This window comes from Paraburkholderia sp. PAMB 6770, assembly GCF_057748135.1.
This window is the reverse complement of sequence record NZ_CM173238.1, coordinates 212,552-237,065: the sequence shown is the minus strand read 5'-3', so window position 1 is coordinate 237,065 and position 24,514 is coordinate 212,552. Positions and strand designations below refer to the sequence as shown.

Annotated in this window: 25 protein-coding genes; 12 read left to right on the top strand and 13 right to left on the bottom strand. The window is 66.5% G+C overall.

Features of this window, described 5'->3' with window-relative positions; genetic code table 11:
- Positions 1–178 precede the first annotated feature (178 nt).
- The 8 genes from aroQ to AC3AP7_RS01175 all read left to right on the top strand — a co-directional run bounded on the left by aroQ (position 179) and on the right by AC3AP7_RS01175 (position 6,944).
- Positions 179–634: a type II 3-dehydroquinate dehydratase gene (aroQ, locus tag AC3AP7_RS01210; RefSeq protein ID WP_475766419.1), complete on the top strand. Its 456-nt coding sequence runs from the start codon at positions 179–181 to the stop codon at positions 632–634.
- 75 nt (positions 635–709) lie between these two features.
- Positions 710–1,180, top strand: a complete 471-nt coding sequence (gene accB, locus AC3AP7_RS01205; RefSeq protein ID WP_475766422.1) for an acetyl-CoA carboxylase biotin carboxyl carrier protein — start codon at positions 710–712, stop codon at positions 1,178–1,180.
- Between the two features lie 97 nt (positions 1,181–1,277).
- Entirely contained in the window at positions 1,278–2,645 is a 1,368-nt protein-coding gene (gene accC, locus AC3AP7_RS01200) for an acetyl-CoA carboxylase biotin carboxylase subunit (RefSeq protein ID WP_475766424.1), read from the top strand.
- 3 nt (positions 2,646–2,648) lie between these two features.
- Positions 2,649–3,542 (top strand): 50S ribosomal protein L11 methyltransferase, encoded by an 894-nt coding sequence (gene prmA / locus AC3AP7_RS01195; RefSeq protein WP_475766426.1) that lies wholly within the window; start codon positions 2,649–2,651, stop codon positions 3,540–3,542.
- Positions 3,543–3,608: 66 nt separating this feature from the next.
- On the top strand, positions 3,609–4,820 hold the full coding sequence (locus AC3AP7_RS01190; RefSeq protein WP_475766429.1) for a DUF3426 domain-containing protein: 1,212 nt from the start codon (positions 3,609–3,611) through the stop codon (positions 4,818–4,820).
- 78 nt (positions 4,821–4,898) lie between these two features.
- A complete protein-coding gene (gene tpx / locus AC3AP7_RS01185; RefSeq protein ID WP_475766431.1) occupies positions 4,899–5,399 on the top strand; it encodes a thiol peroxidase in 501 nt (166 codons plus the stop codon).
- A 102-nt stretch (positions 5,400–5,501) separates the two neighbouring features.
- On the top strand, positions 5,502–6,440 hold the full coding sequence (locus tag AC3AP7_RS01180) for a carbohydrate kinase family protein (RefSeq protein WP_475766433.1): 939 nt from the start codon (positions 5,502–5,504) through the stop codon (positions 6,438–6,440).
- A 27-nt stretch (positions 6,441–6,467) separates the two neighbouring features.
- Complete coding sequence (locus AC3AP7_RS01175) at positions 6,468–6,944, top strand: outer membrane lipoprotein (protein ID WP_475766435.1); 477 nt, start codon at positions 6,468–6,470, stop codon at positions 6,942–6,944.
- Between the two features lie 249 nt (positions 6,945–7,193).
- Here AC3AP7_RS01175 and AC3AP7_RS01170 read toward each other — a convergent pair whose 3' ends face one another.
- From AC3AP7_RS01170 to AC3AP7_RS01140, 7 genes are all read right to left on the bottom strand, one after another.
- Complete coding sequence (locus AC3AP7_RS01170; protein ID WP_475767850.1) at positions 7,194–7,802, bottom strand: histone H1-like DNA-binding protein; 609 nt, start codon at positions 7,800–7,802, stop codon at positions 7,194–7,196.
- 31 nt (positions 7,803–7,833) lie between these two features.
- Positions 7,834–8,151, bottom strand: a complete 318-nt coding sequence (locus AC3AP7_RS01165; protein WP_475766437.1) for a hypothetical protein — start codon at positions 8,149–8,151, stop codon at positions 7,834–7,836.
- A gap of 92 nt (positions 8,152–8,243) precedes the next feature.
- The gene (locus AC3AP7_RS01160; protein WP_475766441.1) at positions 8,244–9,467 is read right to left on the bottom strand and encodes a ribonucleotide-diphosphate reductase subunit beta; all 1,224 of its coding nucleotides are present in this window, start codon (positions 9,465–9,467) and stop codon (positions 8,244–8,246) included.
- Positions 9,468–9,819: 352 nt separating this feature from the next.
- On the bottom strand, positions 9,820–12,822 hold the full coding sequence (locus tag AC3AP7_RS01155) for a ribonucleoside-diphosphate reductase subunit alpha (RefSeq protein WP_475766443.1): 3,003 nt from the start codon (positions 12,820–12,822) through the stop codon (positions 9,820–9,822).
- Positions 12,823–13,316: 494 nt separating this feature from the next.
- Positions 13,317–13,913: a 1,6-anhydro-N-acetylmuramyl-L-alanine amidase AmpD gene (ampD, locus tag AC3AP7_RS01150; RefSeq protein WP_475766445.1), complete on the bottom strand. Its 597-nt coding sequence runs from the start codon at positions 13,911–13,913 to the stop codon at positions 13,317–13,319.
- The gene (locus AC3AP7_RS01145) at positions 13,910–14,224 is read right to left on the bottom strand and encodes a PP0621 family protein (protein ID WP_475766447.1); all 315 of its coding nucleotides are present in this window, start codon (positions 14,222–14,224) and stop codon (positions 13,910–13,912) included. The genes ampD and AC3AP7_RS01145 overlap by 4 nt, the downstream gene beginning before the upstream one ends.
- Positions 14,225–14,230: 6 nt before the next feature.
- Positions 14,231–15,133 (bottom strand): cytochrome C assembly family protein, encoded by a 903-nt coding sequence (locus AC3AP7_RS01140; protein WP_475766448.1) that lies wholly within the window; start codon positions 15,131–15,133, stop codon positions 14,231–14,233.
- A gap of 81 nt (positions 15,134–15,214) precedes the next feature.
- Here AC3AP7_RS01140 and ffh point away from each other — a divergent pair, with 81 nt between their 5' ends.
- Both ffh and AC3AP7_RS01130 read left to right on the top strand, forming a co-directional pair.
- Positions 15,215–16,582, top strand: coding sequence for a signal recognition particle protein (ffh, locus tag AC3AP7_RS01135; RefSeq protein WP_475766450.1), 1,368 nt, complete (start codon positions 15,215–15,217; stop codon positions 16,580–16,582).
- 89 nt (positions 16,583–16,671) lie between these two features.
- Positions 16,672–17,220, top strand: a complete 549-nt coding sequence (locus tag AC3AP7_RS01130; RefSeq protein WP_475766452.1) for a hypoxanthine-guanine phosphoribosyltransferase — start codon at positions 16,672–16,674, stop codon at positions 17,218–17,220.
- Between the two features lie 73 nt (positions 17,221–17,293).
- Here AC3AP7_RS01130 and AC3AP7_RS01125 read toward each other — a convergent pair whose 3' ends face one another.
- Both AC3AP7_RS01125 and AC3AP7_RS01120 read right to left on the bottom strand, forming a co-directional pair.
- Positions 17,294–17,893 (bottom strand): MarC family protein, encoded by a 600-nt coding sequence (locus tag AC3AP7_RS01125; protein WP_475766454.1) that lies wholly within the window; start codon positions 17,891–17,893, stop codon positions 17,294–17,296.
- A gap of 12 nt (positions 17,894–17,905) precedes the next feature.
- Positions 17,906–19,642, bottom strand: coding sequence for a proline--tRNA ligase (locus AC3AP7_RS01120; protein WP_475766456.1), 1,737 nt, complete (start codon positions 19,640–19,642; stop codon positions 17,906–17,908).
- Positions 19,643–19,922: 280 nt separating this feature from the next.
- Here AC3AP7_RS01120 and AC3AP7_RS01115 point away from each other — a divergent pair, with 280 nt between their 5' ends.
- Both AC3AP7_RS01115 and AC3AP7_RS01110 read left to right on the top strand, forming a co-directional pair.
- Positions 19,923–20,570 carry an RNA pyrophosphohydrolase gene (locus AC3AP7_RS01115; protein ID WP_475767852.1) on the top strand — a complete coding sequence of 216 codons (648 nt, stop codon included), beginning with the start codon at positions 19,923–19,925 and terminating at the stop codon, positions 20,568–20,570.
- A gap of 89 nt (positions 20,571–20,659) precedes the next feature.
- Positions 20,660–21,217, top strand: coding sequence for a CNP1-like family protein (locus AC3AP7_RS01110; RefSeq protein ID WP_475766458.1), 558 nt, complete (start codon positions 20,660–20,662; stop codon positions 21,215–21,217).
- A gap of 43 nt (positions 21,218–21,260) precedes the next feature.
- Here the strand turns inward: AC3AP7_RS01110 and proB are convergent, their stop codons facing one another.
- The 4 genes from proB to rplU form a co-directional block, all read right to left on the bottom strand.
- Entirely contained in the window at positions 21,261–22,379 is a 1,119-nt protein-coding gene (gene proB / locus AC3AP7_RS01105; protein WP_475766460.1) for a glutamate 5-kinase, read from the bottom strand.
- A 74-nt stretch (positions 22,380–22,453) separates the two neighbouring features.
- Complete coding sequence (cgtA, locus tag AC3AP7_RS01100) at positions 22,454–23,560, bottom strand: Obg family GTPase CgtA (RefSeq protein ID WP_475766462.1); 1,107 nt, start codon at positions 23,558–23,560, stop codon at positions 22,454–22,456.
- A gap of 180 nt (positions 23,561–23,740) precedes the next feature.
- Positions 23,741–24,004 (bottom strand): 50S ribosomal protein L27, encoded by a 264-nt coding sequence (rpmA, locus tag AC3AP7_RS01095; RefSeq protein ID WP_475766464.1) that lies wholly within the window; start codon positions 24,002–24,004, stop codon positions 23,741–23,743.
- 24 nt (positions 24,005–24,028) lie between these two features.
- A complete protein-coding gene (gene rplU / locus AC3AP7_RS01090; RefSeq protein WP_006025184.1) occupies positions 24,029–24,340 on the bottom strand; it encodes a 50S ribosomal protein L21 in 312 nt (103 codons plus the stop codon).
- Positions 24,341–24,514 lie beyond the last annotated feature (174 nt).

The following is a 24,514-nucleotide window of genomic DNA, read 5'->3' as shown; positions in this document are numbered from 1 at the left end:
CGCATGCACTTGCGGCTGGTTCGCAGCGGGTTCAGCGCAATTCGGGGCAAATTCACGGAAATTGAATGCACAAGGCGCATGCCGGGGGCGATTTCGCGCGCCCGCAGCATGCGCAAAACTAGACAAATTTCTCTAATCAGGGCTAAAGTGCGCCCAATTCCACGGAATTGATCCGACCATGACGCGACTGCTGGTACTGCACGGCCCCAACCTCAACCTTCTCGGCACCCGGGAACCGGAGGTCTATGGCCGCGTCACGCTGCCGCAGATCGATCAGGCGCTTGCCGACCGCGCGGCGGACGCGGGCGCCGAACTCGCATCGTTCCAGAGCAATCATGAAGGGGCGCTGGTGGACCGCATCCAGTCGGCCCGGCTGGAAAAAACCGATTTCATCCTGATCAACCCGGCCGCGTACACGCACACGAGCGTGGCGATCCGGGACGCGCTGGCGGGGGTCGGCATCCCGTTCGTCGAGATTCATCTGTCGAACGTGCATCGCCGCGAACCGTTCCGGCACCACTCGTATTTCTCCGACCAGGCGGAAGGCGTCATCTGTGGCCTCGGCTGGAAGGGCTATCTGTACGCGCTCGAGTTTGCGCTCGACCGGCTCGCGGCCGGGACCGCGCGAAGCTGATTCCGAACACAACCTGTCTTGCGCCGGCGGACCGCGCCGCCGGCCCTCCACGCATTGAAAGAAAGGGGATGCCCAATGGATCTACGTAAGCTGAAGACTCTGATCGACCTCGTCTCCGAGTCCGGCATTTCGGAACTGGAAGTGACCGAAGGCGAAGGCAAGGTGCGCATTGTCAAGAACGCGCCGCCGGTTTACGTTCAGCCGTCCGCGTCGTACGCGCCGCAATACGCGCCGCTGCCGGCCGCGGGCGCCGCCGCCGAGGCGCAACCCGCCGGCGGAGCGCCGGCCGCGCCGGCTGCGGTCGCGCCGCAGGGCCACGTGGTGACCTCGCCGATGGTCGGCACGTTCTATCGCGCGCCGTCGCCGGGCGCGGATCCGTTCATCCAGGTGGGCGACACGGTCAAGGAAGGCCAGACGCTGTGCATCATCGAAGCGATGAAGCTGCTGAACGAAATCGAATCGGACAAGGCCGGCGTGGTCAAGGAAATCCTCGTCGACAACGGACAGGCCGTCGAATACGGCCAGCCGCTGTTCCTGATCGGCTAACACGGCGCGCGCTGCGCCGGCCGCTCGCGTCGCGCGGCGGCGCGGCCGCCCCGGCGCCGCGCAGGCGCAGCGCCCATTGATGAGTCGAAAACCCGCTATGTTTGAAAAAATCCTCATTGCCAATCGCGGCGAGATCGCGCTGCGCATCCAGCGCGCGTGCCGCGAGCTCGGCGTCAAGACGGTCGTCGTCTACTCGGAAGCCGACAAGGAAGCGAAGTACGTGAAGCTCGCCGACGAAGCCGTCTGTATCGGCCCGGCACCGTCGAACCTGAGCTATCTGAACATGCCCGCGCTGATCAGCGCGGCCGAGGTCACCGACGCCGAGGCTATCCATCCCGGCTACGGCTTCCTCTCCGAGAACGCGGACTTTGCCGAGCGCGTCGAGCAGTCGGGCTTCGTGTTCATCGGCCCGCGCCCCGAAACGATCCGCCTGATGGGCGACAAGGTCTCGGCCAAGCAGACGATGATCAAGACCGGCGTGCCGTGCGTGCCGGGTTCGGAAGGCGCGTTGCCGGACGATCCGAAGGAGATCGTGAAGATTGCGCGCTCGATCGGCTATCCGGTGATCATCAAGGCGGCCGGCGGCGGCGGCGGCCGCGGCATGCGCGTCGTGCACACGGAAGCGGCGCTCGTGAACGCGGTGAACACGACCCGCGAAGAAGCCGGCCGTGCGTTCGGCAACCCGCAGGTCTACATGGAGAAGTTCCTCGAAAACCCGCGGCACATCGAAATCCAGGTGCTGGCGGATTCGTTTCGCAACGCCATCTGGCTCGGCGAGCGCGACTGCTCGATGCAGCGCCGCCACCAGAAGGTGATCGAGGAAGCGCCGGCGCCGGGCATCGCGCGCCGCCTGATCGACCGCATCGGCGACCGCTGCGCGGACGCGTGCAAGAAGATGGGCTATCTCGGCGCGGGCACGTTCGAGTTCCTGTATGAAAACGGCGAGTTCTACTTCATCGAGATGAACACGCGCGTGCAGGTCGAGCACCCGGTGACCGAACTGATCACCGGTGTCGACATCGTGCAGGAGCAGATCCGCATCGCGGCCGGCGAAAAGCTCGCGCTCCGTCAGCGCGACATCCAGTTCCGCGGCCATGCGATCGAATGCCGGATCAACGCCGAAGACCCGTTCCGCTTCATCCCGTCGCCGGGACGCCTGACGTCGTGGCATATGCCGGGCGGCCCGGGCATCCGCGTCGACTCGCACGCGTACAACGGCTATTTCGTGCCGCCGAACTACGATTCGATGATCGGCAAGCTGATCGCCTACGGCGCGACCCGCGACCAGGCGATCCGCCGGATGCGCATCGCGCTGTCGGAGATGGTCGTCGAAGGCATCCAGACCAACATCCCGCTGCATCGCGAACTGATGCTCGATGCGAAGTTCGTCGAAGGCGGCACCAGCATCCACTACCTCGAGAATCGCCTCGCCGCAAAGCAGCAGGCTGCACCGGAAGAGGCGTAAGCAATGGGTTACCGGGAACTGGTCGTCGAGCTGGCGCGCGAGCACGCGGAGGCCCTGTCCGACGCGCTGCTCGAACTGGGCGCGCTGTCCGTGTCCGTGGAAGATGCGGACGCGGATACGCCCGACGAGCAGCCGCTCTTCGGCGAGCCCGGCCTCACGCCCGAGCGTACCGCGTGGCAGCATTCGCGCGTCGTCGCGCTGCTCGACGCCGCCCACGAACCGGCGGTGCTGCTGGCCGCGGCGGCCAACGCGCTCGGTCTCGACCCGGTGCCGGCCTGCAGCGTGCGTGAAGTCGAGGAGCAGGACTGGGTGCGGCTCACGCAGTCGCAGTTCGATCCGATCCCGATCGGCGAACGCATCTGGGTCGTGCCGTCGTGGCATGCGGCGCCGGACCCTGACGCGCTGGTGCTCGAACTCGACCCGGGTCTCGCATTCGGCACCGGCAGCCATCCGACCACGCGGCTGTGCATGGAGTGGCTGGAACAGTCGGTGCGGCCGGGCCAGTCGGTGCTCGACTACGGCTGCGGCTCCGGCATCCTCGCGATTCTCGCGCGCAAGTGCGGCGCCGCGCCGGTCTACGGCATCGACATCGATCCGCAGGCGGTCGAGGCGGCGCGGCAGAACAGCGTGCGCAACCGCGCCGAGGTCGTCTACGGGCTGCCGGCCGACTGTCCGGCGGGCACCTTCGACATCGTGGTCGCCAACATCCTGTCCAATCCGCTCAAGCTGATGGCCTCGATGCTCGCGTCGAAGGTGAAGCCGGGCGGACAGCTCGCGCTGTCGGGCATCCTCGCGCGCCAGGCCGACGAAGTCGCCGGCGTCTACGCGCAGTGGATCGACATCGGCGTGTGGCGCGAGCACGAGGGCTGGGTGTGCCTCGCAGGCAAGCGCCGCTGAACGCGGCGCAATTGCCATTAGAATAGGACTATTGCCCAACCATCGGCCCTCGGCCAACCGGCTCCCATGCTCCTGGCAACGCGTTGCCCCTCCTGCGAAACCGTCTTCCGGCTCCAGTCCGGACAGCTCGCGCTGCGGCGCGGCCTCGTGCGTTGCGGGCACTGCGACCATGTGTTCGACGCCGCGACGAGCCTCTACGAACTGGCGGACGGCGCCGACTTCTCGTCGGCCACGCCAGTCAGTGCGCAGGCCGCGGCGGCGCTGACGGCGGCCCGCGTGGCCCCGCCCGACTTCAGCGCGGCAGCATGGGACCCGTGGGCCCCGCCGCCCGAAGCCGATATCGACGACCGTCTGCGCCACAACGCGACCAACGTGCCGCTGGAACCCGTCGCGCCCGGTATCGCGCTCGGTCCCGTCGACGTGCGCGAGGCACGCGAGGCACGCGAGCGCGAGGCGGCCGAAACGGTCAAGCCGCCCGCGCGGCAGACCATCGCCGAGCGTTACGGCGAGCCGGCGCCGCCGGCCGAGGCCGCGACCGGGCGCGCCGCATCCGCCGACGCGAACGCCAACGCCAACGCCAGCCTGAACGCCGCCGCGCAGAGCGCGCCCGCGCCGTTCGCCGACGCACAACAGCTGCGCGAAGCGCGCGCCGCCGCCGCGGCATTGCGCAGCGGGCCGGAAGATCATGAACCGCACTTCGGCGCGGGCGCCCCTTCGGCCGCTGCTGCGACCGAAGAGGCGCCGGCCGCGGACGAACCGTTCGCGGTGGTGCGCGAAGCGCGCGCGGCGCCGCCGCGGCGCGTGGGCTGGCGCATCGCCGGCGCGCTGGTCTCGCTGCTGCTGGCGATCGGCCTGCTCGGGCAGCTCGCGTGGTGGCAGCGTGAAAATATCGTGGTCGCGTGGCCGCCCGCGCAGGCGCTCTACGCGCAGGCGTGCGGCACGCTCGGCTGCACGGTGCCGCCGCCGCACGACATCGACGGATTGCTGGTCGAGCCGTCCGATCTCCGGCAGATCGACGGGCCGCACAAGCTCGAACTCAAGATGCCGCTGCGCAACCGCTTCAACATTGCACTCGCCTATCCGGCGATCGAGCTGACGCTGCTCGACGCGCAGAACAACATCGCGGTGCGCCGCGTGCTCTGGCCGCGCGACTACGTCAGCCCGGGCACGGCGATCGGCGCCGGGCTGCCGCCGCATGCGACGCAGACGATGATCGTGCGTCTCGACACCGGCAACGCAACCGCGTCGAATTTCCGGGTGCAGATCTTCTACCCATGACCCCGCATCAGCCCTCCTGCGCATCCGGTTCGCCCGGATGCGCGTCTCGACAATCCTGACCCTTTCTCGGAGTACAACATGAGTCAAGTCACGCTGGGTGGCAACCCGATCGAAGTCGCCGGCACGGTCCCGGCAGTCGGCCAGAAGGCCCCCGCCTTCACGCTGGTCGGCAAGGATCTGAAGCCGGTCACGCTGGACGGGTTCGCCGGCAAGCGCAAGGTGCTGAACATCGTACCGAGTCTCGACACGCCGACCTGCGCCACGTCGACCCGCAAGTTCAACGAAGCAGCCGGCAAGCTCTCGAACACGGTCGTGATCGTCGTGTCGGGCGACCTGCCGTTTGCCGCGTCGCGCTTCTGCGCGGCCGAAGGCATCGAAAACGTGCTGACCGCCTCGACCTTCCGCGGCCACGAGTTCGCCCAGGCGTACGGTGTCGACGTGACGAGCGGTCCGCTCACCGGCCTCACCGCGCGCGCGGTCGTGGTGATCGACGAGAACGACAACGTCGTGCACACGGAGCTCGTCAGCGAGATCAAGAACGAGCCGAACTACGACGCCGCGCTCGCCGCCCTGAAGTAAGCCGTCGTCCCGCCGCCGAAAGCGCCGCGCTGCTCGCGCGGCGCTTTCGTATCGGCCGGTCCATTTCATCGTCACCCCCCGTTTCCTACAGGAAGGCTCGCCTTGTCTACGCTGATTTGCGGCTCGCTCGCCTACGACAACATCATGACCTTTGAAGGCCGCTTCAAGGAGCACATCCTGCCGGAGCAGGTGCACATCCTGAACGTGAGCTTTCTCGTGCCGACCATGCGCCGCGAGTTCGGCGGCTGCGCGGGCAACATCGCCTACGCGCTGCACCTGCTCGGCGGCGACGCGCGCATCATGGGCACGCTCGGCGAGATCGACGCCCGCCTCTACACCGATCGGCTCGACCAGCTCGGCCTGCGCCGGGATCACGTGCGGGTGCTGCCGGACACCTACTCGGCGCAGGCGATGATCACCACCGATCTCGACAACAACCAGATCACCGCCTTCCACCCGGGCGCGATGATGCAGTCGCACCTGAACCGCGTGGACGCGGCGCAGGGCGTGACGCTCGGCATCGTCGCACCGGACGGTTTCGACGGCATGGTGCAGCACTCGGAGCAGTTTGCCGCGGGCGGCGTGCCGTTCATCTTCGATCCGGGCCAGGGGCTGCCGCTGTTCGACGGTGCGTCGTTGCGACGCATGATTGAACTTGCCACCTATGTCGCGGTCAACGACTACGAAGCAAAACTGGTCAGCGACAAGACCGGCTGGTCCGCGGAAGACATCGCTAGCCGCGTCGACGCGCTGATCGTCACGCGCGGCGAGCACGGCGCGCTGATCTATCACGGCGGCGGCGTCGAAGAGATTCCGGCCGTCGCCGCGCGACGCGTGCTCGATCCCACCGGCTGCGGCGACGCATTTCGCGGCGGTCTGCTCTACGGCATCGGCAAGCGGTTCGACTGGGGCACCACCGGCCGCATCGCAAGCCTGATGGGTGCGCTCAAGATCGAGCATCAAGGCCCGCAAAACTATGCGCCGACGCGCACGGAAATCAACGAACGGTTCAAGCAGGCGTTCGGGTACGACCTGCCATAAAACCACAAGCAATACGGGAGTGAAGTCATGAAAGTAGCGAGTCGCCTTGTGGCCGCCATCCTGATGGCCGGCTCACTGGCCCTGGCCGGTTGCGCGTACAACAGCAGCTCGGCGGACGTGTACTCCGCCTCGCAGGCCCAGCGTGAAGAGACGGTCCGCATGGGCACGGTCGAAAGCGTGCGCGCGGTGAAGATCAGTTCCAACAACGGCCAGCCGAGCGGGCTCGGCGCCATCGGCGGCGGCGCGCTTGGCGCGGTGGCCGGCAGCGCGATTGGCGGCGGCCGCGGCTCGATCCTCACCGCGATCGTCGGCGGCATCGCCGGCGCGGTGGCGGGTAACGCGGTCGAAAACGGCGTCGCGATGCACGACGGCGTCGAGATCACCGTGCGCCTCGACAACGGCGACGTCCGCGCCGTCGTACAGGCCGCCAACGGCGAGATCTTCCGCGCGGGCGACCGCGTGCGACTGCTGTCGAGCGGCGGCGTCACACGCGTCACGCACTAGGCATTTCCGCTGTCCTGCCGCGGGTGCCGCAAGCCGGCAGCCGCGGCCCTCTCACACGCATGCCCTCCCCTGTGCATGCGTTTTTTTTCGTCCCGGCATCCCGCGCCGGCGCGCGAAGGCAAAAACGCGGCGCAAAAAAAATCCCGCCGCCTGCAATCCGGCGACGGGATTCTGACTGGACGGGGCACACCTGCCGCAATCCGGTCGAGCGGCACACCGCGAAGCGGCGTGCCGGATGTTGCCACTGCGTTACGGACGGCTGCCGGTCGGGAACGGCCATGCTGCGGCCGGGTTCAACGCGGTCTTCACCGTGGCGGCCGGCGCGGCGGCAGCGGGCGCCGCCGGCGCGGCAGCAGGTGCCGGTGCGGCCGCCTTCTTCGCAGGGGCAGCCTTCTTCGCAGCAGCAGGTGCTTTGGCCGCCTTCTTCGCAGGCGCTTTCTTCGCGGCCGCCTTCTTCGCAGGCGCCTTCTTCGCGGCCGCCTTCTTCGCAGGCGCGGCCTTCTTCGCGGCAGCCTTCTTCGCCGGCGCAGCCTTCTTCGCCGCCGTCTTCTTCACGGCAACTTTCTTCGCCGCGACCTTCTTCACGGCGACCTTCTTCGCGGCGGCCTTCTTCGCCGGTGCGGCCTTCTTCGCCGCGACCTTCTTCACGGCGACTTTCTTCGCCGCAACCTTCTTCACGGCGACCTTCTTGGCGGCGACCTTCTTGGCTGCGACCTTCTTCACTGCAACCTTCTTCGCCGCAACCTTCTTCACGGCGACTTTCTTGGCTGCGACTTTCTTCGCCGGTGCCGCCTTCTTCGCGGCTGCCTTCTTCGCCGGTGCGGCCTTTTTCGCGGCTGCCTTCTTTGCAGTTGCCATCATTTTTCTCCTTCAGGTTTTCAGATGAGAGTCAGTTCAAACAACACCCTTCGTCAAAACCCGTTTCCCGCGTACGCCTGTCGTGGCGATCGCTACGAAGCGGGCTATTCATCGGCGTACGCAGATCCCGCGCGCTTACGCTAATGAATACGGTAAGGCGCGCCGTGCCAGCCGGCACCGCGCGCCAAGTCCAGTCGGCGCCGCAGGCCGGCGCCGCCAATCGTTTGATCAGGCCGCCGGCCACATGGCCAGCGGCTTTTTCCGGGGGGAAGTCTGCCCATCCCACTGAAGGGTTCGCAAAGTGCCTGTCATGTTTGTGGGCCGCTAAGGCACCGGGCGCGCTTTGCATCAGGCGGTTCTGCTCCTAACCATAACTGCCGCGGTCTCGACCGGCGGCATCCCCATCGATGAGTTCGATATCCGGCAACGACACCGCCAGGTTCATTCCCAGCTCAGCGCCCCGCCGGTCTGATATTCGATCACTCGCGTTTCGAAGAAGTTGCGTTCCTTCTTCAGGTCAATCATCTCGCTCATCCACGGGAACGGATTTTCCTCGTTCGGGAACAGCGGATCGAGACCGATCTGCTGGCACCGGCGGTTGCAGATGAAGCGCAAGTAGCTTTTGAACATCGACGCATTCAGACCCAGCACGCCGCGCGGCATCGTATCTTCGGCGTAGCGGTATTCGAGCTCGACCGCCTGGCGGAAGATCTCGCGGATTTCCGCGCGGAACTCGGCGGTCCACAGATGCGGGTTTTCGAGCTTGATCTGGTTGATCAGGTCGATGCCGAAGTTGCAGTGCATCGACTCGTCGCGCAGGATGTACTGGTACTGCTCCGCCGCACCAGTCATCTTGTTCTGGCGGCCGAGCGCGAGGATCTGGGTAAAGCCGACGTAGAAGAACAGCCCCTCCATCACGCACGCGAATACGATCAGCGAGCGCAGCAGCGTCTGGTCGGCCTCGGGCGTGCCGGTGCGGAACGCCGGATCGGTCAGCACGTGGATGTACGGGATCAGGAACGCGTCCTTGTCGCGGATCGACGACACCTCGTGGTACGCGTTGAAGATTTCGCCTTCGTCGAGGCCGAGCGACTCGACGATGTACTGGTACGCGTGCGTGTGGATCGCCTCCTCGAACGCCTGGCGCAGCAGGAACTGCCGGCATTCGGGCGCCGTGATGTGGCGGTAGGTGCCCAGCACGATATTGTTCGCGGCGAGGGAGTCGGCCGTCACGAAGAAGCCGAGGTTGCGCTTGACGATGCGGCGCTCGTCTTCGGTCAGACCGTTCGGGTCCTTCCACAGCGCGATGTCGCGGGACATGTTGATTTCCTGCGGCATCCAGTGGTTCGCGCAGCCGGACAGGTACTTCTCCCACGCCCACTTGTACTTGAACGGCACCAGCTGGTTGACGTCAGTCTGGCCATTGATGATGCGCTTGTCGGCGATGTTGACCCGCGACGCCGAAGCCGCCGGTGCGCTGCCGGCATGCAACGGCGGAGCGACGGCGATGTCGTTCGCGAAGACGTCCTGGGCCGAGGGAGCATGAAGAGCGGAGCGCACTGCTGCCTGCGCGCCGACAGCCGTCTCCGCGGTGTCGCGCAACACGTTCGGTTGCGAAGCACTCACGGGCGTTACGGCAGTGATCTCGTCATCCCAGTTGAGCATAAATGTCACCATCAATTTAGAACGGTTTGTACCATCTTTTCACGAGCGTTAAAAGAGTTCGCTGATGAAAAAACCTGTTTTCGATTCGCGTTGCGACCTTCCTGCAACACTTTGGTCAACCGACTGTCTGTGAGGAATCGTTCGAAGCGATCGCAACGCATGGGTCGAACGGCGTCGACAGCGGTGTTCCCTGAGTGTTTCGCGGTCCCGATCGAACATCGGAACCGCGCGTTGCCGATGCTGCACGACGCGCGTCGAGCGTCGTCTCGTTGCGCTTCTCGTCACGCCGGGCGGCGTGAGCGCATGCCGCGCGGGCGCTTCGCGACGATCGCGAAGCGCCTCGCCGCACGTGTTACTGACAGGCCTCGCACTCTTCAAAGCCCGGATCGCCCGGACGCATCATGCACACGGGACCGTCGGCCTCCGGCGCCGCGGCCACGGCCGCTGCCGGTTGCGCCGCCGCGGCCTGCAGCGCGCCCGACGACGCAACGCCGCCCCCCGCGCCGAAGCCACCCGCCGCGCTGCTGCCGCCGGCGCCGCTGCTGCCGTCGCTGCCCGAGGACACCGCGTTCAGCGCGCCATGCGCGACTGTCGACTTCTCGACGTGCGTCGCTGCCATCGTGCGCAGGTAGTACGTGGTCTTCAGGCCGCGCAGCCACGCGAGCTTGTACACCTCGTCGAGCTTCTTGCCCGACGCGCCCCCCATATAGATGTTGAGCGACTGCGCCTGGTCGATCCACTTCTGGCGGCGCGATGCCGCCTCGACGAGCCACTTCGGATCGACTTCGAACGCCGTTGCGTAGATCGAGCGCAGATCGGCCGGCACCCGGTCGATGCGCGACAGCGAGCCGTCGAAGTACTTCAGGTCGGCGACCATCACCTCGTCCCACAGGCCGCGCGCCTTCAGGTCGCGCACCAGGTAGTCGTTGACCACCGTGAACTCGCCCGACAGGTTCGACTTCACGTAGAGGTTCTGGAAGGTCGGCTCGATGCACGCCGACACGCCGATGATGTTCGAGATCGTCGCGGTCGGCGCGATCGCCACGCAGTTCGAGTTGCGCATCCCGTAGGTGGCGACCCGCGCGCGCAGCGACGCCCAGTCCATCGACTCGCTCGCATCCACCTCGACGTAGCCGCCGCGCGCGTCGGCGAGCAGCTTCAGCGTGTCCTGCGGGAGGATGCCGCGATCCCACAGCGAGCCGCGATAGCTCGCGTAGCGGCCGCGCTCCTCCGCGAGCTCGGTCGACGCCCAGTACGCGTAGTAGCAGACCGCTTCCATCGAGCGGTCGGCAAATCCGACCGCCTCGCCCGACGCATACGGCGTGCGCAGCAGGTGCAGGCAGTCCTGGAAGCCCATGATGCCGAGGCCGACCGGGCGGTGCTTCAGGTTCGAGTTGCGCGCCTTCGCCACCGCGTAGTAGTTGATGTCGATCACGTTGTCGAGCATGCGCATCGCGACGCTGATGGTGCGCTTGAGCTTGTCGTGGTCGAGCGCATAGCTGCCGTCCGCCTGGCGCGCCATGTGCGCGACGAGGTTCACCGAGCCGAGGTTGCAGACCGCGATTTCGGTGTCGCTCGTGTTCAGCGTGATTTCCGTGCACAGGTTCGACGAATGGACGACGCCGACGTGCTGCTGCGGCGAGCGCACGTTGCACGGATCCTTGAACGTGATCCACGGATGGCCGGTCTCGAACAGCATGCCGAGCATCTTGCGCCACAGGTGCTGCGCCGGAATCTTCTTGAAGAGCCTGATTTCGCCGCGCGCGACCTTGTCTTCGTAAGCGGTATAAGCCGCCTCGAACTCGGCGCCGAACTTGTCGTGCAGGTCCGTGCAGGTGGACGGCGAGAACAGCGTCCACTCGCCGCCTTCCATCACGCGCTTCATGAACAGGTCGGGAATCCAGTTCGCGGTGTTCATGTCGTGCGTGCGGCGGCGGTCGTCACCGGTGTTCTTGCGCAGTTCGAGGAACTCCTCGATGTCGAGGTGCCATGTTTCGAGGTACGCGCACACCGCCCCCTTGCGCTTGCCGCCCTGGTTCACCGCCACGGCGGTGTCGTTGACGACCTTCAGGAAAGGCACCACGCCCTGCGATTTGCCGTTGGTACCCTTGATGTGCGAGCCGAGCGCGCGCACGCGCGTCCAGTCGTTGCCGAGGCCGCCGGCGAACTTCGAGAGCAGCGCGTTTTCCTTCAGCGCCTCGTAGATGCCGTCGAGGTCGTCGTCGACCGTCGTCAGGTAGCAGGACGACAGCTGCGAGCGGCGCGTGCCGGAATTGAACAGCGTCGGCGTCGAGCTCATGAAGTCGAAGCTCGACAGCACGTTGTAGAACTCGATCGCGCGCGCCTCCCGGTCGATTTCGTTCAGCGCGAGGCCCATCGCGACACGCATGAAGAATGCCTGCGGCATTTCGATGCGCGTGCCGTCGACGTGCAGGAAGTAGCGGTCATAGAGCGTCTGCAGGCCAAGGTAGCCGAACTGCAGGTCGCGGTCCGCGTCGAGCGCGGCGCCGAGCCGCTTCATGTCGAACTGCAGCAGCTTGTCGTCGAGCAGCTCTGCCTGCACGCCGCGCTTGATGAACTGCGGGAAGTACTCGGCATAGCGCTCGCTCATCTGCGCCTGGGTGACTTCCTCTTCGAGAATCTCGCGGCGGATCGTGTGCAGCAGGATGCGTGCCGTGACCTGGCTGTACGCCGGGTCTTTCTCGATCATCGTGCGCGCGGCGAGGATCGCCGAATCGTAGACCTGCGCCATCGGCACGCCGTCGTACAGGTTCTTCACGGTCTCGGCGACGATCGGCTCGGCGCTCACCGCGTCGCCGAGGTTCGCGCAGGCGGACTCGATCAGGCCGTGCAGCGCGGCCAGGTCGAGCGGACGCGTGACGCCGCCGTCGGTGACGCTCAGACCGGGCGCGGCGGATGCCGCCGGCAGGTCGTGGCCGCGCTCCTGGTTGCGCTTCTCGCGGTACAGCACGTACGCGCGCGCGATGTTGTGCTCGCCGCCGCGCATCAGCGCGAGTTCGACCTGATCCTGGATGTCTTCGATATGGAACGTGCCGCCGTTCGGGCGGCTGCGCAGCAGCGCGCGCACCACGTTCTGCGTGAGCTGCTCGACGAGCTCGCGCACCCGCGCCGACGCGGCCCCCTGGCCGCCGTTCACGGCGAGGAACGCCTTCGTCATCGCGATCGCGATCTTCGACGGCTCGAACGACACCACGCTGCCGTTGCGGCGAATCACCTTGTAGTCCGCGTAGGTCGCCTGCGGCGCGAGCACGGGCGCGGTCGTGACGGAAGCGCCGAAGGCCTGGCCAGTCGAAGCGCCCTCGTAACGGGTGGTCACGTTATCGGTAGTTTGCATGTGCAAAGCTCCTGGTTTTTGGAATGTGCGGAGAGACCGCGGATTAGTACGAACGCTGCGCCGCCGCGAGCGCGAGCGATGGGGTGCAGAAAAGCGGCAGGCTTGCCGCACAGGCGGGATGCGACAACGATGAGAGCGGATGCGGTGCGTCAGCGGTCTTCATCGTGTGCGTCGCGATCACTTGCCATGCCCCTTTTCTGAATGCTGCTGGATGCAACCGGCACGGACGGCCGGCGGCGCCGCAGGGATGTATCCGCGTTGCCGGGCCTGTTCGCGGCTCAATGCCTGATGAACGCGGCGCTGCGTGGCAACACAAGATATAGTGCGAAACTCACTCAACGGCACCAAGTATAGTGGAGTTTCAGGACAGCGCAAACGGTTTTATTTTGGCTTACGGGCTTGACTTTTGGCTTCGCGCCAAGCGAAGGCGCCGCCCGGAGAACAAGGCTGCGCCTTGCTTGCGCCGCATTTTGCGCAGCGGCGCCGCGCACCCGTTACAGGGTTTCGGAAAACTTGAGATAGGGGAAATACCGACCGGCGAGCGCGGTGTCGCGCTGCAGTCTCGACCAGTCGAAGTGAGGGCCCGGATCGGTCTTGCGGCCCGGCGCGATATCCGAGTGCCCCGCGAGCGCGTCGACCGGGTAACGCGCGACGAGCGCGCGCACCAGTGCCGCGAGCGTCGCGTATTGCGCGGCCTCGAATGCGCAGGTGTCGGCGCCTTCGAGTTCGATGCCGATCGAGAAGTCGTTGCACCGCTCGCGCCCGAAGAAGTTCGACTGCCCCGCGTGCCAGGCGCGCGCATCGCACGACACAAACTGCACGAGCGCGCCGTCGCGGGCGATCAGGAAATGCGCGGACACGCGCACGCCACGCAGATGCGCGTCGTAGTACGGATGCGCATCGCAGTCGAGGCGGTTCAGGAACAGCTCGGCGATCGCCTCGCCGCCGAACTCGCCCGGCGGCAGACTGATGTTATGGACGACGACGAGCGTCGGCACGGCGCCCGACGGGCGCGCCTCGAAGTTCGGCGACGGCAGCTTGCGCGCGGCCGGCACCCAGCCTTGCGCATCGACGCTCAACGCGGCGCTCATCGCGCGTCGCGGCCCGACGGTCGGCTCGCGTGACGCTGCGCGTGCGCACTACAGCAAAACGCCTGCCCGGCCACCACGACCGAATCGCTCGCCGGCGCGTGCACGCCGCATTCGAGGCAGCGGATCATCGGTTCGGCGGCGATACGCGGCGCACCGGACGCACGCGGCGCGCCGCCGCGGTTGCCGTCATGGCCGGCGCCGCCGCCGGACCCCGGACGCGGCGGCGGCGGCTGGCCGTCCGCGCGGCGCAGCGCCTTGACGAGCCACTGGCCCAAAACCACAAACAGGATGAGCAGGAAGATCTGACGCATGAGCGGTCACACCACGGGGCGGTGCAGCAGCACCTCGAAAACGAAACGGCTGCCCACGTATGCAAGCAGCAGCGCGAGGAACGACACGAGCACCCAGCGCAGTGCCGCGCGGCCGCGCCAGCCCGACACCTTGCGGGCAGTCAGCAGCGCGCCGAACATCAGCCAGGAGAGGATCGCGAACACGGTCTTGTGATCGAACTGCAGCGCCCGGTCGATCAGTTGCTCGCTGAACACGATGCCCGACAGCAGCGTCAGCGTGAGCAGCACGAAGCCGGCGCCGATCAGGCGGAACAGCAGCGTTTCGAGCGTGAGCAGCGGCGGCAGCGAATCGAGCCAGTCCGACACGAAGCCGCCCGCGGCCCGCCGCGCGGCGTCGCCGCGCAGCGCGTGCAGGCGCCGCTCGACGAGCAGCATCAGCACCGCATGCAGTGCCGCGATCGCAAAGAGTCCGTAAGCGATATTCGCGATCAGGAAGTGCACCTTGAACATCAGGTCGGCCGAGTACGACATGACCTGCACCCCGCCGAACACGAGCGGCATCAGCGACGCGATGCACGCGAGCGGCAGCACGAGCAGCCGCAGGCCGTCGAGCGGGAAGAAGAAGCTCTCGATCCAGTAGATGACGGCGCCGAGCCAGAACATGGCCGACAGCGCGAACGCGAAGCCGAACACCATGGCGTGCTGCGGGAAGATCGTCACGTGCAGCAGCACGCCGTGCACGAGCAGCGCGATCAGCAGCAGCACCCGGCCGGGTGCGCCGAAGCCGGTTTGCGCCGGTGCAGCCGCCGCGGGCAGCGCCGGCACCGCCTCCAGCAGCGCGTGCGGCGCGCCGCCGCGGTGCGAGCGCCAGCCCGCGACGGCAAGGCCGCCGTAGAGAAGCGCGGTGAGGGCATACAGTACAATATCCATGTTCGAAGTTTACACTAGGCCCCTGCCCCGCGACGTGTCCCGCTTCGCGCCGCGCCGCGGCCGCTCTGCTGATCGCTCCCCATGCTCGACAATCTGACCCAACGGATGGCGCGCGTCGTCAAGACGCTGCGCGGCGAAGCCCGGCTCACCGAGGCCAACACCCAGGAGATGCTGCGCGAAGTGCGCCTCGCGCTGCTCGAAGCCGACGTGGCGCTGCCGGTCGTGCGCGAATTTATCGCGAAGGTGAAGGAGAAGGCGCTCGGCGAGGAAGTGCTCGGCAGCCTGTCGCCGGGCCAGGCGCTGGTCGGCGTCGTGCAGCGCGAGCTGACCGCGGTGATCGGCGGCGACTACGAAGGCAAGGCCGCCGAGCTCGATCTCGCGGTGACGCCGCCCGCCGTGATCCTGATGGCCGGCCTGCAAGGCGCGGGCAAGACCACCACGACCGGCAAGCTCGCGAAGCTGCTGCGCGAGAAGTACAGGAAGAAGGTGCTGACGGTCTCGTGCGACGTCTACCGCCCCGCGGCAATCGCGCAGCTGAAGACGGTGACCGAGCAGGTCGGCGCCGACTTCTTCCCGTCGACGCCGGACCAGAAGCCGGTCGATATCGCGCACGCGGCGATCGACTGGGCGAAGCGCCACTATCACGACGTGCTGCTGGTCGACACGGCCGGCCGTCTCGGCATCGACGAGGCGATGATGCAGGAGATCGCCGCGCTGCACGCGGCGCTCAATCCGGCGGAAACGCTGTTCGTCGTCGACGCGATGCTCGGCCAGGACGCGGTGAACACCGCGAAAGCGTTCAGCGACGCGCTGCCGCTCACCGGCGTGGTGCTCACGAAGCTCGACGGCGACTCGCGCGGCGGCGCCGCGCTGTCGGTGCGCCATGTGACGGGCAAGCCGATCAAGTTCGTCGGCGTGGCCGAGAAGCTCGACGGCCTCGAAGTGTTCCACCCCGACCGGATGGCCTCGCGGATTCTCGGCATGGGCGACATCCTCGCGCTCGTCGAGGAGGCGCAGCGCGGCGTCGACGTGCAGGCGGCGCAAAAGCTCGCCGACAAGGTCAAGAAAGGCGGCGACTTCGACCTCAACGACTTCCGCGCGCAACTCACGCAGATGAAGAAGATGGGCGGCCTCTCCACGCTGATGGACAAGCTGCCCGCGCAGTTCCAGCAGGCCGCATCCGGCGCGAACATGGACGTAGCCGAAAAGCAGATGCGCCGCATGGAAGGCATCATCAACTCGATGACGCCGACCGAGCGCGCGCGGCCCGAACTGATCAAGGCGACCCGCAAGCGCCGCATCGCCGCGGGCGCCGGGGTTCAGGTGCAGGAGGTCAACCGCCTGCTGAACCAGTACGAACAGATGCGCACGATGATGAAGAAGCTCAAGGGCGGCAACCTGCAGAAAATGATGCGCGGCATGAAGGGCATGCTTCCGGGCATGCGCTAGCCGCGCGGCGGCACGGGCCGGGTATATGCTGTAGCGCGTGCCGCCGTTCTTTCTCACACTATATAGATAGCCATCACCCGCCAGACGTCATGAACCGCGAAGAAGCACTCCACATTTTCCGCCACTCGGAAGAAATCGTTTCGGCCGACGCCGTTAACGCGTCGATCGGCACCATGGCCCGTGCGATTGCCGCCGAGATGAGCGAGGACTTTCCGCTCGTGCTGTCGGTCATGGGCGGCGCGGCGGTGTTCACCGGCATGCTGCTGCCGCATCTCGACTTCCCGCTCGAATTCGACTACATCCATCTGACGCGTTACCGCAACACCACGCAGGGCGGCGAAATGCAATGGCGCGTCGCACCGGCCGAGTCGGTGAAGGACCGCGTCGTGCTGGTGCTGGACGACATTCTCGACGAAGGCGAAACCATGGCGGCGATCCGCGACCGCATCCTCGCGATGGGCGCGAGGCGCTTCATGAGCGCGGTGCTGTGCGAGAAGATCATTCCGAAGGCGAAGCCGCTGCGTCCGGATTTTTGCGGCTTCGAAGTGCCGGACCGCTATGTGTTCGGCTGCGGGATGGACGCGAAAGGCTACTGGCGCAACCTGCCGACCATTCGCGCGCTGACTGCCGGCGCGTAGCCTCGCGGGCCGCTGCGCCGGTCATGAAAAAGCGGCCCGCGGGCCGCTTTTTTTGTGCGCGCGACGCGCGCGCTCAGAGTTGATGCACGAAGCTGCGAATCCCGCCGAGCACCATCTCGACCGAGATCGCGACCAGCACGAGACCCATCAGCCGCTCGAAGGCGATCATCGTGCGCTCGCCGAGCCAGCTCTGGATGCGCTCGGCCATCACCAGCGCGATCGCACAGACGATCATCGTGACGCTCAGCGCGCCGATCCATTCGAGCATCTTGCCGGGCGCCTGCGACGTCAGCAGCATCACCGTCGCGAGCGCCGACGGGCCGGCGAGCGCGGGGATCGCGAGCGGCACGATGAGCGGTTCGCCGCCGCGGCTGTCGTTGCCGAACGGGCCGTCCGGGTGCGGAAAGACCATTCGCAGCGCGATCAGAAACAGCACGATGCCGCCGCCGATGCGCAGCGACTGGTCGGTCAGATGCATCATGCGCAGGAAGCGGTCGCCCCCCACCATGAACAGCAGCAGAACCCCGAACGCGATCGCCACCTCGCGCAGGATGACCACGGCGCGCCGCTGCGGCGCGACCCCACGCAGACAACTGACGAACAGCGGGATGTTGCCGAGCGGGTCGGTGATCAGCAGCAGCAGCACCGTGGCGGACAGAAACGTGTACTCCACGGCGTGCGCCGGCTACTTCGCGCGCGCCGCGCGGATCGTTTCCACCACGGTCTGCGCGGCCGAACCGGCAGGCAGCAGCGTCGCCTCGGCGTCGCGGCGACCCTGATACTCGACCTTGCCCTCCTTCAGGCCGCGCTCGCCGATCACGAGACGGTGCGGCACGCCGATCAGTTCCCAGTCGGCGAACATCACGCCGGGACGCTCGCCGCGATCGTCGAGGATCACGTCCACGCCTGCGGCGACGAGCTGCGCGTAGAGCGCATCGGCCTGCTGCCGCACGGCGTCGTTGCGGTCATAGCCCATCGGGCACAGCACCAGTTCGAACGGCGCGATCGATTCCGGCCAGATGATGCCCTTCTCGTCGAAGTTCTGTTCGATCGCCGCGCCGAGAATCCGCGTGACGCCGATCCCGTAGCAGCCCATCACCATCGGCTGCGGCTTGCCCGCTTCGTCGAGGTAGGTCGCGCCCATCGCTTCCGAGTATTTCGTGCCGAGCTGGAACACGTGGCCCACTTCGATGCCGCGGCAGATGTCGATCACGCCCGCGCCGTCCGGCGACGGATCGCCCTTCTTCACGTTGCGGATGTCGGCGACGACCGGCTCCGGCAGGTCACGGCCCCAGTTGACGCCGGTGATGTGATAGTCCTGCTCGTTCGCGCCGACGACGAAGTCGCTCATGTGCGCGACCGTGCGGTCCGCAATCACGTTGACCGGCTTCTTCGTGCCGATCGGGCCGAGGTAGCCCGGCGGCGTGCCGAAGGTCGCGACGATCTCCGCCTCGCTCGCCATGCGAAAACCCGCGAGGCCGGGCAGCTTGCCGACCTTGATCTCGTTCAGCTCGTGATCGCCGCGCAGCATCAGCAGCCAGATGGCCGGCTCGGCGCCCTCGCGCTCGGTGGCCAGCACCACGGACTTGATCGTACGGGCGAGCGGAATGTCGAGCAGTTCGGCCACCGCCTCGCATTTCGCCTTGCCGGGCGTCGCGGTTTTCTGCATCGGCTCGGCAGGCGCCGCGCGCGTCGCGATGAGCGGCAGCGCCTCGGCGGCTTCGACGTTGGCGGCGAAACCGGAACTCGGGCAGTAGGCGATCGCGTCCTCGCCTGTCTCCGCGATCACGTGGAACTCATGCGAACCGCTGCCGCCGATCGAACCGTTGTCCGCGGCCACCGGGCGGAAATCGAGGCCGAGGCGCGTGAAGATACGCACGTAGGCGTCATACATCTTGCGGTACGACGCCTTCAGGCCCTCCGTGTCCTTGTCGAACGAGTACGCGTCTTTCATGATGAACTCGCGGCCGCGCATCACGCCGAAACGCGGACGGATCTCGTCGCGGAATTTCGTCTGGATCTGGTAGAAGTTCACCGGCATCTGCCGGTAGCTCTTGATCTGGTTGCGCGCGATGTCCGTGACGACTTCCTCGTGCGTGGGTCCGATCACGAAGTCGTTCTGCTTGCGGTCCTTGATGCGCAGCAGTTCCGGCCCGTACTGCTCCCAGCGGCCCGACTCCTGCCACAGCTCGGCCGGCTGCACGGCCGGCATCAGCAGCTCGATCGCGCCGGCCCGGTTCATCTCCTCGCGCACGATGGCTTCCACCTTGCGGATCGAGCGCAGGCCGAGCGGCAGGTAGTTATAGATGCCGCCTGCGACGCGGCGGATCATGCCGGCGCGCACCATGAGCTTGTGACTGACGATTTCGGCGTCGGCGGGGGCTTCCTTCAGGGTGCCGATAAAGAACTGGGAGGCTTTCATTCAAAGGTATCCAAAAGCGACGGCGCTGGCGCGACCGCCCGAAAAGTGAAAACAGTGAAAACGCTTGGGAGAATGCGACGGGGGTGCGGCCACGATGCCACAACCGCGCGCGCCCTGTCCGAACCGGATCGACCGGAGCCGCCGCCGCACAGCACGGCCGGCAGCCTCGCACATTCGCGCCCCGATTGCGGCAAATCGCTTCATTGTGCGGCGATCCGGTGCGTCAGGTCCGTTATCTGTTTATAATCAAAGCAATTTTAAAGGATTCGAAGGTGGTTGTATGCTGGATCGTGAAGGCTTTCGCCCGAACGTCGGCATCATCCTCTTGAACGCACACAACGAGGTGTTTTGGGGCAAACGGCTGCGCGAACATTCGTGGCAATTTCCGCAAGGGGGCATCAAGTACGGTGAAACCCCCGTGCAGGCGATGTTTCGGGAATTGCACGAAGAAACCGGACTGCTGCCCGAGCACGTCAAGGTGATCGGTCGCACGCGCGACTGGTTGCGTTATGAGGTGCCTGACAAGTTCATCAAGCGCGAGGTCCGCGGGCATTACCGCGGCCAGAAGCAGATCTGGTTTCTGCTGCGGATGGTCGGACGCGACTGCGACATATGTCTGCGCGCAACCGACCACCCGGAGTTCGATGCCTGGCGCTGGAACGAGTATTGGGTGCCGCTCGACTGTGTGATCGAGTTCAAGCGGGATGTGTATCAGTTGGCGTTGACGGAACTCTCGCGCTTTCTGCGCCGCGCTGCGCCGCGTCCGGAAAGAGGGGGCGTACACCCGGGGCCGCGCCAGGCGCGTCTTGCCTCCGGCATGCCGTCGCCCCCCTGCGGCGAGGGCGACGCGGTCCAGGCCGCGAGCGCCGCGGCGCCGGACTGCGAGCCGGCCGAAGGCGTGCTGATCCCGTCGCATCTGCGCGATTAAATCTGCGCGATTAACCGTGGGCGGCGCATCGCGCCGCCCGTGTCGGCCTGGTGCGGCGATGGCCGCACCGGCGTTTCGAGGATTTCATATTGAAAGCACTTGCTCTCGGGGTGGCGTGCATCGCCACCGGTGTCCTGCTGGCCGGCTGTTCGAGCGCCGGCAAACCGTCCAACAAGGACGACAGCGCGTTCACGTACCTGTTCGACCGCAAGGGGAACTGGACCGAGAACAAGGTTGACACGCTACCGCCGCTGCCGGTCGCCGCGAATCTGTTGCCCTTCGACGTGTCCGAGAACACGTCGCTCACGTTCGCAATCGACGCGAAGTCGCTCAGCGTCGGCAGCGACGGCGTGGTGCGCTACACCGTAGTGGTGAAAAGCCCGAGCGGCGCATACAACGTGAACTACGAAGGCATCCGCTGCGACACGTACGCATGGCGCCAGTACGCGGCGCTGAACGCGGACCACGACGGCTGGGACCGCACGGTCGCCACGCCATTCATGCGCATCCAGAACGGCACGCTGAATTCCTACCAGGCGGCGCTTTACCAGGATTACTTCTGCGCGAGCAAGTTGCCGAGCGGCTCCGCCCAGCAGATCATCGACAACATCCGCTACAAGCGCACCGCATCCTCGCAGATTCATTGACCCGGCGCCGTGACAGGCTGCCCGCAGCCTGTCACGGCGAGCGTCAGATCAGCACCAGATTGTCGCGGTGGATCAGTTCGGGCTCGAGCATGTAGCCGAGCACGGTCTCGATCTCCGCGCTCGGGCGCCGCTGGATCAGCTTTGCCTCCGCGCTGCTGTAGTTCGTCAGACCGCGCGCGACTTCCCGGCCCGCCGCGCTCAGGCAGGCAATGACCTCGCCGCGTGCGAACGCGCCCTGCACCCCCACCACGCCGATGGGCAGCAGGCTCTTGCCGCCGGCAGTGAGCTTCTCGACTGCGCCGTCGTCGATGACCACATGCCCGCGCACCTGCAGGTGATCGGCCATCCATTGCTTGCGCGCCGCCATCCGTGCGGTGCGCGCGATCAGTTGGGTGCCGATCGCTTCGCCGGCCGAGAGCCGCGCCAGAACGTCGGCTTCCCGGCCGCTTGCGATCACCGTGTCGGCGCCGCTGTGCGCCGCCCGCTTGGCGGCGAGGATCTTGGTGAGCATGCCGCCGCGGCCAAGGCTCGAGCCCGCGCCGCCCGCCATCGCTTCGAGCTCGGGCGCCCCCGCATCGGCCTGCTGGACGAGCGTGGCTGACGGATCCTTGCGGGGGTCGGCCGTAAAGAGCCCCTGCTGGTCGGTCAGGATGATCAGCGCGTCGCCCTCGATCAGATTCGCAACCAGCGCGCCGAGCGTGTCGTTGTCGCCGAACTTGATCTCGTCCGTAACGACCGTGTCGTTCTCGTTGATGATCGGCACGACGCCGAGGCGCAACAGCGTAAGCAGCGTCGAGCGCGCGTTCAGATAGCGCTCGCGATCGGCCAGATCGGCATGCGTGAGCAGAATTTGCGCGGTGCGGATTCCATGCTCGGCAAAGCGGCTCTCGTAGACCTGCGCGAGCCCCATTTGCCCGACTGCCGCAGCCGCCTGCAATTCATCGATCTCGCGTGGACGCCGGACCCAGCCAAGCCGCTGCATGCCCTCTGCGATCGCACCGGAACTCACCAGCACGACCTCCTTGCCCTGCGCGCGCAATGCCGCGATCTGCGCGGCCCAGCGGCCGATCGCCGCATGGTCGAGGCCACGCCCGTCGTTGGTGACGAGGCTCGATCCGACTTTTACAACCAATCGCCTGGAGTCTGCGATGACAGAACGCATGATGCGCGGTCTCCCAAGATAATGCGTAAGACGGGCCGGCTCACGGCCACCCCGGCAGCCGCGGGCCCAGCCTGTTATGCGGGATTTTCTCCGGGGGCTTCGCCCGCGGCCTCGTCGCGAAAGCGCACGTCCGCGGCAAGATCCTCCGCGTCGGCCTCGCGCCGCGCATCCGAGTGCTGCGCGAGGTAGTCGTAGACCGCGTAGCACAACGCTTCGCACCCCTGGCCGGTCAACGCGGAGATCCCGAACACCGGACCGTCCCAGCCGAAGCCGGCGAGAAAGGCGTTCACGCGCGCCTCGCGTTCTTCCTCCGGCACCATGTCGAGCTTGTTCAGCACCAGCCAGCGAGGCTTGTCGTACAGCTGCTGGTCGTATTTGCGCAGCTCGTTGACGATTGCCCGGGCTTCCGCGACCGGGTCGACCGCCTCGTCGAACGGCGCCAGATCGACGATGTGCAGCAGCAATCCGGTGCGCTGCAGGTGCCGCAGGAACTGGTGCCCGAGGCCTGCGCCTTCGGCCGCGCCCTCGATCAGCCCGGGGATGTCCGCGATCACGAAGCTACGGCTCGGCCCGACGCGCACGACGCCGAGGTTCGGCGCGAGCGTCGTGAACGGATAATCGGCAATTTTCGGCTTCGCGTTCGACACCGACGAAATGAATGTGGATTTGCCCGCGTTCGGCATGCCGAGCAGGCCCACGTCGGCCAGCACCTTCAGTTCGAGCCGCACCATCCGGCGCTCGCCCGGCTTGCCGTCGGTCTTCTGGCGCGGTGCGCGGTTGGTGCTGGACTTGAAGTGCAGATTGCCGAGCCCGCCCGCGCCGCCGGCCGCCACCAGCACGCGCTGGTCGTGCTCGGTCAGATCGGCGATCAGCTCGCCGGTTTCCATGTCCGTGATGGCGGTACCGACCGGCATGCGCAGCGTGATGTCGTCGCCGCCCTTGCCATAGCAGTCCGAGCCGCGGCCGTTCTCGCCGTTGCGCGCCTGATGCTTTTTCGCATACCGGTAGTCGATCAGCGTGTTGATGTTGCGGTCCGCCACCGCATAGACGCTGCCGCCGCGGCCGCCGTCGCCGCCGTCGGGGCCGCCGAACGGAACGAACTTCTCGCGGCGCATCGACGCGCTGCCATCCCCTCCGTCGCCGGCGATGACCTCAATCCTCGCTTCGTCAATGAACTTCATGCGTCACTCCGTCCCGTGTTTGCTGCTATTTTGCCGCGCGCGCCCGGCGTTGACCAATCGTCCGAATGGCCAGGCGCAGCCGGCTTCACTGCCCGCCGCGCCGCGCACTTCCAATGAAAAAGGCCCCGCCAACTTCGCGGGGCCTTTTGCTTCCGGTCCTGAAGCCCGTGTCTGAAAGACTCAGGCTGCTGCCGGGACGACGCTCACCACGTGCTTCTTCGCGGCGCCTTTGGTCGAGAACCGGACGTGGCCGTCGGTCAGCGCGAACAGCGTGTGATCCTTGCCGATACCGACGTTCTCGCCCGGGTGCATGCGCGTGCCGCGCTGACGCACGATGATGCCGCCAGCGTTGATTGCCTGACCGCCGTACACTTTCACGCCGAGACGCTTCGACTCGGAGTCGCGGCCGTTACGCGATGAACCGCCTGCCTTTTTGTGTGCCATTTGATCGCTCCTTACCCGTTGCGCTTACGCGTTGATCGCGTCGATGCGCAGTTCGGTGTAGTTCTGGCGGTGGCCGCCATGCTTCTGGTAGTGCTTCCGGCGCCGCATCTTGAAGATCGTCACTTTGGCGTGACGGCCGTGAGATACGACGGTAGCCTTGACGGAAGCCCCACTGACCAGTGGCGTACCGAACTTGATCGATTCGCCTTCGCCCACTGCGAGCACCTGGTCGAGCGTGATTTCTGCGTCAATGTCTGCCGGTATCTGTTCTACTTTAAGTTTTTCGCCGACAGCAACCTTGTACTGCTTGCCGCCGGTTTTTATGACCGCGTACATTGAGAACCTCACTCTGTGTCCATTTTTCCGACGCACCGCGCGCGGAAACCCGTGATTATACATAGAGTTAGCGCCCCGGTCAAAGTCGATCGACGGGCGCCGCCCGGGGCCGCGGCAGGCCCGCCCGGCGGGCGTCGCAGCGCCGGCCTCACGGCCTGTGCCACGGCGGCGGCG